Genomic DNA, 14,443 nt, shown 5'->3' with positions numbered 1-14,443 from the left:
GCATCGCGGCATGGGCCCGGCTGCCCCCGGTGTGCAGGGGGGCCGGGGGCCGGGGGCGGCGGGCGCGGGCGCCTGTTCGGCTTCCTCGTTGCGGTTCGACAGGCCCAGGCGGTGAACCTTGCCGATCACGGCGTTGCGGGTCACCCCGCCCAGTTCCTTGGCGATGGCGCTTGCCGACTGGCCTTCGGACCACATCCGCTTCAGCGTCTCGACGCGTTCATCCGTCCAGGACATGACTGCCTTTCCGGGCGCGCCCCTGCGCCGCCCCATCTTGAAACCTGCGATTGCCCCCGTCAGAAACGGGATGCCGAGATTTAGCCGCCTAGCGCCAGAAATTCAAGGACCGCCGGATGCCGCCCCTGATTCCCATCGACCCATCCGCCCCCGACCTTCCGGCCATGGGCGTGCGCCGTTTCGGCCGCGTGAACTGGCTGGGCCTGCAAACCCTGGCCGTTCGAGAGGTGATGCGCTTCATGGCTGTCTGGCAGCAGACGGTCTTCGCGCCGCTGATGACGGCGGCGCTGTTCGTGCTGATCTTCGCTTTGGCGATGGGGCAGGGGCGCGGGCAGGTGATGGGCCTGCCTTACCTGGTCTTCCTGGGGCCGGGGATCCTGATGATGACGGTGGTCCAGAACGCCTTCGCCAACACCTCCAGCTCGATCACCTCGGCCAAGGTGCAGGGCAATATCGTCGATACGCTGATGCCGCCCCTGTCGGCGGGCGAACTGCTGGCGGGTTATCTGGCGGGGTCGGTGGCGCGCGCGGGGCTGGTGGCCCTGGTCATCGGCACCGGCATGGTGATCGTCACGGGCCGAGGCATCGTCCATCCGCTGTGGGCGCTGGCTTTCGTGCTGCTGGCCGCGCTGCTGCTGGGCGGGCTGGGGATCCTGGCGGGGATCCTGGCGCAGAAGTTCGACCAGATGGCGGCGATCAGCAACTTCGTCATTACGCCGCTGTCCTTCCTGTCGGGCACCTTCTATTCGGTCCAGGCCCTGCCCGAGCCGTTCCGGACCCTGTCGCACTGGAACCCGGTCTTCTACCTGATCGACGGGGCGCGCTTCGGCGTCACCGGGGTCAGCGACGCCCCGGTCTGGCGGGGGCTGCTGGTCTGCGTCGCAGCCGTGGCCGTCGTGCTGTGGCTGGCCTGGCGCTGGCTGAAAAGCGGCTATCGGATGAAAGCGTGATTGCGCGGGGGCCGAATCGGCGCTATGGCCGAAACCATGATCGTTCGGACCGCCATCACCGCCCGTCCCCGACGTTGACGTTCTGTCACCGTCTGATCCTGCCTGCCTTCACATCCAGTCCTGCCAATCGGGGAGTCCCCTATGATTTCGCACGTCCTGCCGACCTATAATCGCGCACCCATCGCCTTCGAAAAGGGCGAGGGGGCCTGGGCCATCGCCACGGACGGCACGCGATACCTGGATTTGGGGGCGGGAATCGCGGTCAACGTGCTGGGCCATGCCAATCCCGATCTGGTCGCCGCGCTGACCGAACAGGCGGGGAAAATCTGGCATGTCTCGAACCTGTATCAGATCCCGCAGCAGGAACGGCTGGCCGACCTGCTGGTGGACCACACCTTCGCCGACACCGCCTTCATCACCAATTCCGGCACCGAGGCCGCCGAACTGGCGATCAAGATGGTCCGCAAGTATTGGTCCGACCGGGGCGAGGATCGCATCGAGATCCTGACCTTCGAGGGCGCCTTCCACGGCCGGTCCACCGGCGCCATCGCGGCTTCGGGGTCGGAAAAGATGACCAAGGGCTTCGGCCCGCTGATGCCCGGTTTCCGCACGCTGCCTTGGGGCGATCTGGACGCGCTGAAGGCCGCCATCAGCGACAGGACGGCGGCGGTCATGCTGGAACCCGTGCAGGGCGAGGGCGGCATCCGCCCGCTGCCCGACGCCGACCTGCGCGAAATCCGCGCGCTCTGCGACCAATCCGGCGCGCTCTTGGTCCTGGACGAGGTGCAATGCGGCATGGGCCGGACGGGCAGGCTGTTCGCGCATGAATATGCAGGCATCGCCCCCGACATCATGATGGTCGCCAAGGGCATCGGTGGCGGCTTCCCCTTGGGCGCGGTGCTGGCGACCGAGAAAGCCGCCGTCGGGATGGTCGCGGGCACGCATGGCTCGACCTATGGCGGCAACCCGCTGGCCTGCGCCGTGGGCGCGCGGGTGATGGAGATCGTCGCCACCGACGCTTTCCTGGCCGAGGTGAACCGCAAGGCCGCCCTGTTCCGGCAAAAGCTGGAAGGACTTGTCGCCGCTCATCCGACCGTGTTCGAAGCCGTGCGCGGCCAGGGCCTGATGCTGGGCCTGAAATGCAAGCTGGCGCCCGCCGATCTGGTCAAGGCGGGCTATGCCCAGCACCTGCTGACCGTGCCCGCCGCCGACAACACCCTGCGCCTGCTGCCGCCGCTGAACATCACCGACGACGAGATCGCCGAGGCGGTGGCGCGCCTCGACCGCGCGGCGGCCAGCCTTGACTGACGTTGCGTCCAGACACGGCATCGGCGGCGGGATCCATCCCTGCCGCCTGATGACACGCCGACGATAGCTGCATCTTCTGTGCCCAAATATCCCGGGGGACGCGCGGCACGCGCGTGGGGGCAGCGCCCCCCTCTTGACCCCGGCCAGCCAAGCGGGCTTCCTTGCCCAAATCGCGAAAGCCACAAAGATGAAGCATTTTCTGGACATCCATACCACCGACAAGGCGGAACTGCGGTCGATCATCGACCAGGCGCGCAGCATGAAGACCGCCCGCAACGACCGCCCCAAGGGCGCGCCCGACGACGATCAGCCGCTGGCGGGCCGGATGGTCGCGCTGATCTTCGAAAAGCCGTCCACCCGCACCCGCGTCAGCTTCGACGTGGGCGTGCGCCAGATGGGCGGGCAGACCATGGTCCTGTCGGGCAAGGAAATGCAGCTGGGCCATGGCGAGACCATCGCCGACACCGCCCGCGTCCTGTCGCGCTATGTCGACCTGATCATGATCCGCACCTTCGAGGAGGCGACCCTGCTCGAGATGGCGGAATACGCCACCGTTCCGGTCATCAACGGGCTGACGAACCGCACCCATCCCTGCCAGATCATGGCCGACGTGATGACCTTCGAAGAACATCGCGGTCCCATCGCGGGCAAGAAGGTGGTCTGGATCGGCGACGGCAACAATGTCTGCGCCAGCGTGATCCACGGCGCGGGCCAGTTCGGCTATGACTTCACCTTCAGCGGCCCGCCCACGCTTGACCCCGAACTCCAGGCGCTGGAGTTCGCCCGCGCCCAGGGCGTCCGCGCGGAAATCGTGCGCGACCCCGCGAAGGCCGTCGAAGGCGCGGATCTGGTCATCGCCGATACCTGGGTGTCCATGCACGATCCGCAATCCGCCAAGGAACGCCGCCACAACCAGCTGCGCGGCTATCAGGTGAACGAGGCGCTGATGGCCCAGGCCCGGCCGGAATCGCTGTTCATGCACTGCCTGCCCGCCCATCGCGAGGACGAGGTGACAAGCGCCGTCATGGACGGCCCGCATTCGGTGATCTGGGACGAGGCCGAAAATCGCCTGCACGCCCAGAAGGCCGTGATGCGGTGGTGCCTGGGCGTCTGACGCCGCCGGGGGCCGGGTCAGAAAACCTTCACGGTTCTGACACATGGCTGTCGCATCGCGCCCCTACTCGCTGTCCGACCGGCCAAGCGGCCCCAACGACCAGCCAGGAGAGCGCGATGCGTGACCAGCAAACCCGAAACATCTTCCGCACCAGCAAGCTGGAAGAGGCCGACGGCCCCGGCCTGAACCCCACCCAGAACCGCACCATGGGCGAGATCATCGCCGCCCGCTTTTCGCGCCGCGGCTTCCTGAAAGGCTCGATGGCGGTGACGGCGATCTCGGCCACGGTCAGCCCGATCGCGCTGCTGTCGGCGACGGACGCCCAGGCTCAGGGCCGCGTCGAAGGCTCGGCCTTCGACTTCCCCGAGGTGACGGCGGGCGTCGATGCCAACCACCACGTGGCCCAGGGCTATGACGCCGACGTGCTGCTGCGCTGGGGCGACAAGGTCTTCGCCGACGCGCCGGAATTCGATCCGACGAACCAGTCCGAGGCCGCGCAGGAACGCCAGTTCGGATACAACAACGACTTCGTGGGCTTCATCCCGCTGGACGGCGCGGACGATCGGGGCCTGCTGGTCGTGAACCACGAATACACCAACGAACACCTGATGTTTCCCGGCATCGTCACCATCAAGGATGGCGAGATCGAGGTGGCCGAGGCGGACGAGAGCCGCGTCAATATCGAGATGGCGGCCCATGGCGGCACCGTCATCGAAATCCGCAAGGTCGACGGCAAGTGGCAGCCGGTTCTGGACGGCGCGCTGAACCGCCGCATCACCGCCAAGACCGAAATGGAACTGTCCGGCCCGGCGGCGGGCCATGCGCGTCTGCAAACCGTGGCCGATCCTTCGGGCCGCAAGGTCTTCGGCACCATCAACAACTGCGCGGGCGGCGTGACCCCCTGGGGCACCTACATCATGGCCGAGGAGAACATCCACGGCTATTTCCTGGGCGAACTGCCCGAAGGCCACCCCGAGGCCGCCAATTACGAACGCCTGGGCATCCCCGAGGCGACCTATGCCTGGGGCAAGTATCACGAGCGTTTCGACGTGTCGAAAGACCCCAACGAGCCGAACCGATTCGGCTGGATCGTCGAGGTGGACGTGATGGACCCGGCCTCGACCCCGAAAAAGCGCACCGCGCTTGGCCGCTTCAAGCACGAGGGCGCGGAAAGCGTCGTCGCCAAGGATGGCCGGGTGGTCTTCTACCTGGGCGACGACGAACGGTTCGATTACGTCTACAAGTTCGTGACGGCGGGCAAATACAACCCCGACGACCGCGCCGCGAACATGGACCTGCTGGACGAGGGCACGCTGTATGTCGCGCGCTTCCATGACGACGGCCGCACGGAGTGGCTGCCGCTGGTCCATGGCGAAGGCCCGTTGACCGCCGAGAACGGCTTCGAAAGCCAGGCCGATGTCCTGATCGAGACCCGCCGCGCCGCCGACCTGCTGGAAGCGACGCCGATGGACCGCCCCGAGGACATCCAGCCGAACCCGGTCACCGGCCGCGCCTATGTGATGCTGACCAACAACACCAAGCGCGAGGAAGCCAACGCCGCCAACCCGCGAACCGAAAACGCCTTCGGCCATATCATCGAGATCATCGAACAGGACGGCGACTTCACCGCGACCAGCGGCACTTGGGAAATCCTGGTGAAATGCGGCGATCCGTCCATTGCCGAGGTGGGCGCGACCTTCTCGACCGAAACGACGGTGAACGGCTGGTTCGGGATGCCCGACAACGCCGCCGTGGACAGCGACGGGCGGCTGTGGGTTTCGACCGACGGCAACTCGATGTCGGACACGGGCCGGACGGACGGGCTGTGGGCGGTCGACACCGAAGGGACGGCGCGCGGCACCTCGCGCCTGTTCTATCGCGTTCCGGTAGGGGCCGAGATGTGCGGCCCCTGCATCACCGGGGACATGACCACCTTCTTCGTGGCGGTCCAGCATCCGGGCGATGGCGGCGACGATTGGGAAGGCCACGGCCGCCCGTCCTATTACGAGGATCTGTCGACCCGCTGGCCGGATTTCGACGACGCGATGCCGGTTCGCCCGGCGGTCGTGGCGATCACAAAGCAGGGCGGCGGCCGGATCGGCTGAGATCGCCTTCATCAAAAGGAAAGGCCGCGCAGATCGCGCGGCCTTTTTCGTTCGCTGCCGTCCGGTTCAGCCGATGGCCGCCGCGCGAACCTCATCGTCGATGCCGTCCAGATATTGCGCGAAGTTGTCGCTGAACATCTGCACCAGCTTCGCGGCCTGGGCGTCATAGGCGGCGGGATCGGCCCAGGTCTGGCGCGGATCCAGCAGCTTGTCCTCGACCCCCCGCACCGACACCGGAACCTCGAAGCCGAAATTCGGATCCTTGCGGAACTGCACGCCGTTCAGGCTGCCGTCCAGCGCCGCCGCCAGCAGGGCGCGGGTCGCGGCGATGGGCATCCGCTTGCCGGTGCCGAAGGCCCCGCCGGTCCAGCCGGTATTGACCAGCCAGCAGCTTGCGCCGTGCTGGGCGATCTTTTCTTGCAACAGCTTGCCATAGACTTCGGGGCGGCGTGGCATGAAGGGCGCGCCGAAGCAGGTCGAGAAGGTCGGGATCGGCTCGGTCACGCCGACCTCGGTGCCCGGCGTTTTCGAGGTGAAGCCCGACAGGAAGTGATACATCGCCTGCGCCGGGGTCAGCCGTGCAATGGGGGGCAGCACGCCATAGGCGTCGCAGGTCAGCATGATCACGTTCTTCGGATGCCCGCCCAGGCTGGTGGGGGACGCATTGCTGATCGCTTCCAGCGGATAGGCGCAGCGCATGTTGTCGGTGATCGAGTTGTCCTCGAAATCCAGTTCCAGCGTGTCGGGATCGGCGACCATGTTTTCGATCACCGTGCCGAAGCGCGAGCAGGTGGCATAGATTTCCGGCTCGGCCTTGGGGGACAGGTTGATGGTCTTGGCGTAGCAGCCGCCCTCGAAGTTGAAGATCCCCTTGTCCGACCACCCGTGTTCGTCGTCGCCGATCAGGATGCGCGAGGGATCGGCCGACAGCGTGGTCTTGCCGGTGCCCGACAGGCCGAAGAAGACGGCGCTGTCATCGGGATTGCCGATGGCGTGGTTCGCGGAACAGTGCATCGGCATGATGCCCTTGGCGGGCAGCAGATAGTTCAGCAGCGTGAAGACCGACTTCTTGTTCTCGCCCGCATAGGCGGTGTTGCCGATCAGGATCAGCTTCTTGGCGAAGTTCAAGGCGATCACGGTTTCCGACCGGCAGCCGTGGCGTTCCGGGTCGGCCTTGAAGCCGGGGCAGTTGATGATGGTGAAATCGGGGGCGAAGCTGGCCAGTTCGCTGGCCTCGGGGCGGCGCAGCAGGTGGCGGATGAAAAGGCCGTGCCAAGCCAGTTCGGTCACGACGCGCACGTCCAGGCGGTTGTCGGCATCGGCGCCGCCGAACAGATCCTGCACGAAATAGTCGCGGCCCTTCATATGCGCCAGCATGTCGGCATACAGGCGGTCGAAGGCCTCGGGCGCCATCGGCTTGTTGTTTTCCCACCAGATCGTGTGTTCGACCTCGGGGGTGCGGACCACGAACTTGTCCTTGGGCGAACGGCCGGTATGCGCGCCGGTGGACACCAGGAAGGTACCGCCCAGGCCCAGCGTGCCTTCGCCGCGCGCGACCGCCTCGGTCATCAGGGCGGGCTCCAGCAGGTTGTAATAAACCCGGCCGAGGCCCTCGATTCCCTGGTCCTCAAGCTTGCAATTCGGGTTTACGCGGGTGGCCATGATCTCGACGCTCCTCAGTCAAATGGGCTTGCGACAGTTCCGTGAACAGTATGGGGCGCCTATAACACGGGCCGAAGGGCAAAAAAGAAGTTGGCGCGAACAGTTAGCGGAAACAGGAAATGTTATCGCCAACAGTCTGCCGGATGCGCCTGTCTCAACCCGATGTTAGCGGAATTTGGGGATGATCGGACCAAGAGGTGATTCGAAAGTGCAACTTCACGCCACCACCATTTCCATGAACGGCGCCGGCCTGGTGATCCTGGGACCGTCGGGCGCGGGCAAGTCGACCCTGGCCCTGGAACTGATGGCGGTGGGGGCGATGCTGGTGGCCGACGACCGCACCGACCTGCGCCGCGACGGGCCGGACATCATCGCCAGCTGCCCGCCCGCGCTGTCGGGCAGGATCGAGGCGCGGGGCATCGGCATCCTGCGCGCCGACCCCGCCGGTCCGGTCAGGGTCGCGCAGGTCGTCGATCTGGGCGCGGCGGCTGGGGATCGGCTGCCACAGTCGCGCAGCTATGATGTGCTGGGGGTGGGCTTGCCTCTTGTCACCGGGCCTTATCGTCCGCATCTTCATGCTGCGCTGCGGCAGCTGTTGCTGGGCGGGCGCGTTGCATGACGGACGGACCGCATCCCCTTCGGACAGGAAAGATGGTCGCCTTGGACGATGACCCTATCAAGACCCATGACCCCGCCGCCGCCCTGGACGGGGCGCAGCGGCTGGTGCTGGTCACGGGTCCCTCCGGCGCGGGCCGGTCCACCGCGATCAACGTGCTGGAGGATCTGGGGTTCGAGGCGATCGACAACCTGCCCCTGTCGCTGATCCCGCGCCTGTTGGACGGGCCAAGCCGCCCCGAGCCGCTGGCGCTTGGCCTGGACGTGCGCAACCGGGATTTCTCGGCCAGCAACGTGATCGAACTGATCGACAAGCTGACCCGCGATCCCCGCTATGCCCCCGAAGTGCTGTTCCTGGACTGCGCCCCCGAGGTGCTGGAGCGGCGCTATAACGAGACCCGCCGCCGCCATCCCCTGTCGCCTGACAGTGCGCCCTCGGCGGGGGTGACGGCCGAGATCGACCTGTTGCAGCCGATCCGGGTGCGGGCCGATGTGCTGGTGGATACCTCGGATCTGTCGCCCCACGACCTGAAGGCCGAACTGACCCGGTGGTTCGACATCCGTCGCGACCGCAGGCTCAGTGTGTCGCTGCATTCCTTCAGCTACAAGCGCGGGGTGCCGCGCGGCATCGACATGATGTTCGACTGCCGCTTCCTGACCAACCCGCACTGGGAACCGGCGCTGCGTCCCCTGACCGGGCGCGATCCCCAGGTCCAGTCCTATGTCGAGGGCGATTCGCGGTTCGAGGAATTCATCAGCCGCGTGTGCGAGATGATCTTGTTTCTACTTCCGGCCTATGTCGAGGAGGGGAAGTCCCATCTGGCGGTCGGATTCGGGTGTACGGGCGGGCAACATCGTTCCGTCACTTTGGCTGAAAAGGTGGCCCCCGTGCTTGCGAAGGCGGGCTGGCCGGTGTCAATAAGGCACAGGGAACTTGAACGTCGCATCCCGGCGCCGTCTTCCCTGGGGGATGCCGCGGGCGTGCCTCAGGAAACGGCCCGGCTGCGCGCTGTTGAACGTGGTGGAACGCGTTGATTGGAATCGTGATCGTGGCGCATGGCGGCCTTGCCAAGGAATATCTTCTGGCCGTCGAACATGTGGTGGGTCCGCAAAGCGGCATCGCCGCCGTCGCGATCGAGGACGATCACGACCGCGCGGCCAAGACGGCGGAAATTCAGGCGGCGGCCAATGCCGTGGACGACGGCAATGGCGTGGTGGTGGTGACGGATCTGTTCGGCGGATCGCCCTCGAACCTGTCGCTGCCTGCCTGCGCGGTGCGCGACCGCACCATCCTCTATGGCGCCAACCTGCCGATGCTGGTCAAGCTGGCCAAGTCGCGCCACCTGCCGGTGCCCGACGCCGTGGCCTTCGCCAAGGAGGCGGGGCGGAAATACATCAACTCGTACAATGTCCCGGTCGAGGCGGCGTTCGACACCGGATCCCGCTTCTGATGACCGGCCCGATCACGCGCCGCCTGGCGATCATCAACGAAAAGGGCCTTCACGCCCGCGCCAGCGCCAAGTTCGTGGATCTGGTCGAACGGTTCGACGCCCAGGCCCAGGTGGAAAAGGACGGCATGACCGTGTCGGGCGATTCGATCATGGGTCTGCTGATGCTGACCGCGCCGCGCGGCAGCCAGATCACGGTGACGACCAGCGGTCCCGATGCGGTGGCTCTGGCCGATGCGCTTGAATCCCTGGTGTCGGATTATTTCGGCGAAGGCATGTAGGTGCCCGACCGCAAGACCTATCACCACGGCAACCTGCGCCAGGCGCTTGTCGAGGCGACCGCCGCGCTGATCCAGGAAACCGGCCCCCTGGCCTTCACCCTGTCCGAGGCCGCGCGCCGCGCGGGCGTATCGCCCGCCGCCCCCTATCGCCATTTCAAGGGCCGCGACGACCTACTGGAGGAGGTGGCGCGGCAGGGTTTCCTGGATTTCGCGGACCGGCTGGAACGGGCCTTCGACGGTGGCCAGCCCCGGCCCTTGGCGGCCTTCATGCGAATGGGGCAGGCCTATCTGGATTTCGCCGCCGAACAGCCGGGCCATTACATGGCGATGTTCGAATCCGGCCTGTCCATCGCCGGGAACGCGGATCTGTCGGCCGCGTCGGAACGGGCCCAGCGGGCGCTGATTGACGCGGCCGAGATCATGGCCCGCCGCCTTCCCGCCGACCGCCGCCCGCCCGCGCGCATGGTCGCCAACCACATCTGGGCGCTGAGCCATGGCGTGGTCGAACTGTTCTCGCGCGGCAAGCCCGGCGGGCGCAGCCCTGTCAGCCCATCCGAGATGCTGGAAAGCGGCGCTCTCATCTATCTGCGCGGGCTGGGCCTGATCGGCGAATAATTTTCAACACCCGGTCTTGATCCCGTCCGACCATCCCCCATCTATGTAAATGTGATTAACATTAACATGGGAGGTTCCCCCGCAGATGCACAGCGCATCCTTTCGAATGCCCGCCTATCCCGCCACGTCGCGCGTCTCTGGTCCGCTGATCCGCGCCCGCGACTGGCTGGACGAACGCGGCAAGCCTGCCTGGATCATCGCCATGATCCTCGGCTTCGTGTTCTTCTGGCCGCTCGGCCTTGCCCTTCTGGCCTATATGATCTGGAGCAAACGCATGTTTGGTTGCAGCGCCCGCACCCGCGCCCGCTATTACGCCCCGTCCACCGGCAACAGCGCCTTCGACGCCTATCGCGAGGAAACGCTGAAGCGGCTGGAGGACGAGCACCGCGAATTCGTGGACTTCCTGCAAAAGCTGCGCGAGGCCAAGGACAAGGCCGAATTCGACCAGTTCATGCAGAACCGCGGCGACAAGGCCGACGCCTGACGCGCACGAAAAAGGGCCGGGATGACCGGCCCTTTCCTATTCCCCGCGCGGGAACCGCTGGTTTTCCTCCAGCACGTTCAGGTCCATGTGGTTGCGCATGTAGCGTTCCGACGCCTGCTGCAACGGCTGGTAGTCCCAGGGGTAATAAGCCCCGTTGCGCAGCGCCTCATAGACGATCCAGCGGCGGGCCTGGGACTGGCGCACCTCGTCGTCATAGGCGCCCAGATCCCAGCGTTCCATCGCCAGGACGCGCAGATGCGCCAGCGGCACCGCGTGGCCGGGATCGCCCGCCACGTTGTCGCGTTCGCTCGGATCGGTTTCCAGGTCGAACAGCATTTCCGGGTCGGCACGGCAGGCGACGTATTTCCACCGCCCGTCGCGGATCGCCACCATCGGCGCCACGCTTCCCTCGGCTGCGTATTCCATCGGCACCGGGCCGCGTTCCGCGCCCCGCGCCAGCGACCGGCCATCCGTCCAGGGCGCGATCTCGTCCATCGGCAGCCCCGCCAGGTCACACAGCGTCGGCAGCACGTCGATGGTGCTGACCGGCTGGTCCACGCGCCCCGGCGCCATCCCCGGCGCCGCGATCATCAGCGGCACGCGGCTTGATGCTTCGAAGAAGTTCATCTTGAACCACAGGCCCCGTTCGCCCAGCATCTCGCCATGGTCGGACAGGAACAGGACGATGGCGTCCTGCCGGGTGCGGTCCAGCACATCCAGGATCTCGCCGATCTTCTCGTCCACATAGGTGATGTTGGCGAAATAGCCTTGGCGCGCGCGGCGGACATGATCCGGCGTGATGTCGAAGGACCGCCAGTCGCAGGCATCCATCAGGCGGCGCGAATGGGCGTCCATGTCGTCATAGGGGATGGCCTCGGGCGGCTCCAATTCGGGGGCGCCCTCATACAGATCCCAATACTTGCGCCGTGCGACGAAAGGGTCGTGCGGGTGGGTGAAGCTGACGGTCAGGCACCAGGGCCGGTCGTCCTTGCCGCGCGACAGGTCATAGAGCTTGCGGCAGGCGTTATAGGCAACCTCGTCGTCATATTCGTACTGGTTGGTGATTTCCGCCACGCCCGCGCCGGTGACGGAACCCAGGTTGTGATACCACCAGTCGATCCGCTCGCCCGGCTTGCGGTAATCGGGGGTCCAGCCGAAATCGGCGGGATAGATGTCGGTTGTCAGCCGCTCCTCGAAGCCGTGCAACTGGTCGGGGCCGACGAAATGCATCTTGCCCGACAGGCAGGTCTGGTACCCCGCCCGGCGCAGGTGATGGGCATAGGTGGGAATGTCGGACGCGAATTCCGCCGCGTTGTCATAGACGCGGGTGCGGCGCGGCAACTGCCCCGACATGAAGCTGGCCCGCGCGGGTGCGCAAAGCGGGCTGCCGGTATAGGTGTTGGCGAAACGCGTGGACCGTTCGGCCAGGCGGCGAAGGTTCGGCGCGTGCAGGAAAGGGGCGGGGCCGTCGGGGAACAGAACCCCCGACAGCTGGTCGACCATCAGGATCAGGATATTCGGCTTCAACGTGTCACCCAGCAACGGCGGCCTTGACCGCATCGGCGCCCGGCCGGCCGTCCAGTGTGGTCACGCCGTCCAGCCATGTGTCGATGGCGTCGGGATTCTGGGCCAGCCATTCCTTTGCAGCGTCCTTGGCATCCGCGCCGTCGTCCAGGATCTTGCCCATCAGCACGTTTTCCATCGGAACGTCGAAGACCAGTTGGCTGAACAGCCTGGCCGCGTTGGGGCAGGCCGCGACCCATTCCTTGCGCGCCAGGGTATGGACGGTCGCGCCGCCGAAATCGGGACCGAACTGCTTGTCGCCGCCCGACAGATAGGTGATGTCGATCGCCTCGTTCATGGGATGGGGCGCCCAGGCCAGGAACACCACCGGGCTGTCGCCGCTGCGGCTGACCTGGGCCAGCATCGCCTGTTCGCCGGATTCGACCAGTTCCCAGTCGCCCAGGCCGAATTCGTCGGCCTCGATCATCGCCTGGATCGACTGGTTCGCGGGCGCGCCCGGTTCGATCCCATAGATCTTGCCGCCGAAAGCATCCTTCTGCGCGTCCAGATCGGCAAAATCCGTGACGCCCGCATCCGCGCCCGCCTTGTTGACGGCCAGCGTGAACTTGGCGCCTTCCAGGTTCTGCGCCAGCACGTCGATGGTCCCCGCCGCGTCCAGATCGTCGCGGAACTTCTGCTGCGCGGGCATCCAGTTGCCCAGGAACAGATCGGTCTGGCCGTTCTTCAGCGCCTCGTAGCCCACCGGCACCGAGAGGGTGGCGATGTCTGGGGTATAGCCCAGCGATTCCAGCAGGACCGCCGCCACGCCATTGGTCGCGGTGATGTCGGTCCAGCCCGGATCGGAATAGCGCACGGTGCCGCAGGTCGCCGCATCATCCGCCAGGGCGGGCAGGGCTGTCGCCGCCAGCAGGGCGGCCGTCATGGTCAGGGCCTTCATCGTCAACTCCTGTGGTTCTTGCTTGTCGGAACAGTCAGGGACGGATTCCCGCCGCTGTCGCGCCTGAATGCGACATCCGCCAGCGTTCAGCGTGTCGGAACCGGCGTCTGGCCGCGATAGTCATAGAAGCCGCGCCCGGTCTTGCGGCCCAGCCAGCCGGCCTCGACATATTTCGTCAGCAGAGGACAGGGGCGGTATTTGGTATCCGCCAGCCCGTCATGCAGGACGTTCATGATCGCAAGGCAGGTGTCCAGCCCGATGAAATCGGCCAGTTCCAGCGGGCCCATCGGGTGATTGGCGCCCAGCTTCATGGATTCGTCGATGGATTTGACGTTCCCCACGCCTTCGTACAGCGTATAGACCGCCTCGTTGATCATCGGCATCAGGATGCGGTTGACGATGAAGGCCGGGAAATCCTCGGCGCTGGCGGCGGTCTTGCCCAGGCGTTCCACGACCTCGTGGAGCGTCTTGTAGGTGGCCTCGTCCGTGGCGATGCCGCGGATCAGTTCGACCAACTGCATGACCGGGACCGGGTTCATGAAGTGGAAGCCCATGAACTTTTCAGGCCGGTCGGTGCGGCTGGCCAGCCGCGTGATCGAGATCGACGAGGTGTTCGAGGTCAGGATCGTGTCGGGTTTCAGATGCGGGACCAGATCCTCGAAGATCGCCTGCTTCACGGTTTCGCGCTCGGTCGCGGCCTCGATCACCAGGTCGGTCTGGCCCAGATCCGCCAGGTTGAGCGTCGTCCTGATGCGGCCCATCGCGGCCTTCCTGTCATCGGCAGCGATCTTGCCGCGGCCGACCTGGCGTTCCAGGTTGCGGTCGATCAGGGCCAGGGCCTTGTCCATCGCCTCCTGGCTGATGTCGGTCATCAGAACGTCGTATCCGGCCAGGGCAAAGACATGAGCGATGCCGTTTCCCATCTGCCCCGCGCCGATAATTCCAACCGTCTGAACCGCCATGGCCGCCTCTCATCTCCGTTGGCCGGGACGATAGGGCGGGCAGTGCGATGCTGCAATGCAAAACCGCCCCCGGTGGGGGCGGTTGAAGGCTGGGGGACTTCACGTCCCCCCGGACCCCCCGAGGATGTTTCCGCACAGAAGATGGTCCTAGAGCTTTCCGGTCAGTTCGGGCACCACGGTAAAGAGGTCTCCCACCAGTCCGTA

15 protein-coding genes are annotated in these 14,443 nt (G+C 66.0%); 10 read left to right on the top strand and 5 right to left on the bottom strand.

The window, feature by feature from the left end; all coding sequences use genetic code 11:
- On the bottom strand, window positions 1–234 hold a 234-nt coding region (locus PARHAE_RS19560; RefSeq protein WP_277600691.1), incomplete at its 3' end, for a GcrA family cell cycle regulator.
- A 116-nt stretch (window positions 235–350) separates the two neighbouring features.
- Here PARHAE_RS19560 and PARHAE_RS19555 point away from each other — a divergent pair.
- The 4 genes from PARHAE_RS19555 to PARHAE_RS19540 all read left to right on the top strand — a co-directional run bounded on the left by PARHAE_RS19555 (window position 351) and on the right by PARHAE_RS19540 (window position 5,711).
- Window positions 351–1,184, top strand: a complete 834-nt coding sequence (locus tag PARHAE_RS19555; RefSeq protein WP_241232900.1) for an ABC transporter permease — start codon at window positions 351–353, stop codon at window positions 1,182–1,184.
- A gap of 141 nt (window positions 1,185–1,325) precedes the next feature.
- Window positions 1,326–2,492 (top strand): aspartate aminotransferase family protein, encoded by a 1,167-nt coding sequence (locus tag PARHAE_RS19550; RefSeq protein WP_126156189.1) that lies wholly within the window; start codon window positions 1,326–1,328, stop codon window positions 2,490–2,492.
- A gap of 187 nt (window positions 2,493–2,679) precedes the next feature.
- Window positions 2,680–3,606 (top strand): ornithine carbamoyltransferase, encoded by a 927-nt coding sequence (gene argF, locus PARHAE_RS19545; protein ID WP_126156188.1) that lies wholly within the window; start codon window positions 2,680–2,682, stop codon window positions 3,604–3,606.
- 116 nt (window positions 3,607–3,722) lie between these two features.
- Complete coding sequence (locus tag PARHAE_RS19540) at window positions 3,723–5,711, top strand: PhoX family protein (RefSeq protein WP_126156187.1); 1,989 nt, start codon at window positions 3,723–3,725, stop codon at window positions 5,709–5,711.
- A 66-nt stretch (window positions 5,712–5,777) separates the two neighbouring features.
- On the opposite strand, the gene PARHAE_RS19535 is transcribed toward PARHAE_RS19540, so the two are convergent.
- A complete protein-coding gene (locus PARHAE_RS19535; RefSeq protein ID WP_420899426.1) occupies window positions 5,778–7,373 on the bottom strand; it encodes a phosphoenolpyruvate carboxykinase in 1,596 nt (531 codons plus the stop codon).
- A 181-nt stretch (window positions 7,374–7,554) separates the two neighbouring features.
- On the opposite strand from PARHAE_RS19535, the gene PARHAE_RS19530 reads away from it, so the two are divergent.
- From PARHAE_RS19530 to PARHAE_RS19505, 6 genes are all read left to right on the top strand, one after another.
- Window positions 7,555–7,992: an HPr kinase/phosphorylase gene (locus tag PARHAE_RS19530; protein ID WP_126156185.1), complete on the top strand. Its 438-nt coding sequence runs from the start codon at window positions 7,555–7,557 to the stop codon at window positions 7,990–7,992.
- 41 nt (window positions 7,993–8,033) lie between these two features.
- Window positions 8,034–9,023 (top strand): RNase adapter RapZ, encoded by a 990-nt coding sequence (rapZ, locus tag PARHAE_RS19525; protein WP_420899425.1) that lies wholly within the window; start codon window positions 8,034–8,036, stop codon window positions 9,021–9,023.
- Window positions 9,020–9,439: a PTS sugar transporter subunit IIA gene (locus PARHAE_RS19520; protein ID WP_126156183.1), complete on the top strand. Its 420-nt coding sequence runs from the start codon at window positions 9,020–9,022 to the stop codon at window positions 9,437–9,439. Before rapZ ends, PARHAE_RS19520 begins: the two co-directional genes overlap by 4 nt.
- A complete protein-coding gene (locus PARHAE_RS19515; RefSeq protein ID WP_126156182.1) occupies window positions 9,439–9,717 on the top strand; it encodes an HPr family phosphocarrier protein in 279 nt (92 codons plus the stop codon). The genes PARHAE_RS19520 and PARHAE_RS19515 overlap by 1 nt, the downstream gene beginning before the upstream one ends.
- A complete protein-coding gene (locus tag PARHAE_RS19510) occupies window positions 9,718–10,332 on the top strand; it encodes a TetR/AcrR family transcriptional regulator (RefSeq protein WP_126156181.1) in 615 nt (204 codons plus the stop codon).
- A 106-nt stretch (window positions 10,333–10,438) separates the two neighbouring features.
- The gene (locus tag PARHAE_RS19505) at window positions 10,439–10,816 is read left to right on the top strand and encodes a DUF2852 domain-containing protein (RefSeq protein WP_126156190.1); all 378 of its coding nucleotides are present in this window, start codon (window positions 10,439–10,441) and stop codon (window positions 10,814–10,816) included.
- A gap of 36 nt (window positions 10,817–10,852) precedes the next feature.
- Here PARHAE_RS19505 and betC read toward each other — a convergent pair whose 3' ends face one another.
- The 3 genes from betC to PARHAE_RS19490 form a co-directional block, all read right to left on the bottom strand.
- Window positions 10,853–12,358 (bottom strand): choline-sulfatase, encoded by a 1,506-nt coding sequence (betC, locus tag PARHAE_RS19500; protein WP_277600690.1) that lies wholly within the window; start codon window positions 12,356–12,358, stop codon window positions 10,853–10,855.
- A complete protein-coding gene (gene choX, locus PARHAE_RS19495; protein ID WP_126156179.1) occupies window positions 12,348–13,277 on the bottom strand; it encodes a choline ABC transporter substrate-binding protein in 930 nt (309 codons plus the stop codon). The genes betC and choX overlap by 11 nt, the downstream gene beginning before the upstream one ends.
- Before the next feature lie 86 nt (window positions 13,278–13,363).
- Window positions 13,364–14,239, bottom strand: a complete 876-nt coding sequence (locus tag PARHAE_RS19490; RefSeq protein ID WP_126156178.1) for a 3-hydroxybutyryl-CoA dehydrogenase — start codon at window positions 14,237–14,239, stop codon at window positions 13,364–13,366.
- Between the last annotated feature and the right edge of the window lie 204 nt (window positions 14,240–14,443).

The sequence above is a fragment of the Paracoccus haematequi genome (assembly GCF_900631945.1).
Taxonomy (GTDB): Bacteria; Pseudomonadota; Alphaproteobacteria; order Rhodobacterales; family Rhodobacteraceae; genus Paracoccus; species Paracoccus haematequi_A.
This window is presented reverse-complemented; position numbering and strand designations above follow the sequence as displayed.

What these genes read in the sequence shown, in the direction of transcription:
- PARHAE_RS19530 (WP_126156185.1), top strand. Translation starts at nt 7,555, where the DNA reads ATGATCGGACCAAGAGGTGATTCGAAAGTGCAACTTCACGCCACCACC.
- PARHAE_RS19505 (WP_126156190.1), top strand. Translation starts at nt 10,439, where the DNA reads ATGCCCGCCTATCCCGCCACGTCGCGCGTCTCTGGTCCGCTGATCCGC.
- choX (WP_126156179.1), bottom strand. Translation starts at nt 13,277, where the DNA reads ATGAAGGCCCTGACCATGACGGCCGCCCTGCTGGCGGCGACAGCCCTG.
- PARHAE_RS19515 (WP_126156182.1), top strand. Translation starts at nt 9,439, where the DNA reads ATGACCGGCCCGATCACGCGCCGCCTGGCGATCATCAACGAAAAGGGC.
- PARHAE_RS19535 (WP_420899426.1), bottom strand. Translation starts at nt 7,373, where the DNA reads ATGGCCACCCGCGTAAACCCGAATTGCAAGCTTGAGGACCAGGGAATC.
- argF (WP_126156188.1), top strand. Translation starts at nt 2,680, where the DNA reads ATGAAGCATTTTCTGGACATCCATACCACCGACAAGGCGGAACTGCGG.
- PARHAE_RS19550 (WP_126156189.1), top strand. Translation starts at nt 1,326, where the DNA reads ATGATTTCGCACGTCCTGCCGACCTATAATCGCGCACCCATCGCCTTC.
- PARHAE_RS19555 (WP_241232900.1), top strand. Translation starts at nt 351, where the DNA reads ATGCCGCCCCTGATTCCCATCGACCCATCCGCCCCCGACCTTCCGGCC.
- PARHAE_RS19490 (WP_126156178.1), bottom strand. Translation starts at nt 14,239, where the DNA reads ATGGCGGTTCAGACGGTTGGAATTATCGGCGCGGGGCAGATGGGAAAC.
- PARHAE_RS19540 (WP_126156187.1), top strand. Translation starts at nt 3,723, where the DNA reads ATGCGTGACCAGCAAACCCGAAACATCTTCCGCACCAGCAAGCTGGAA.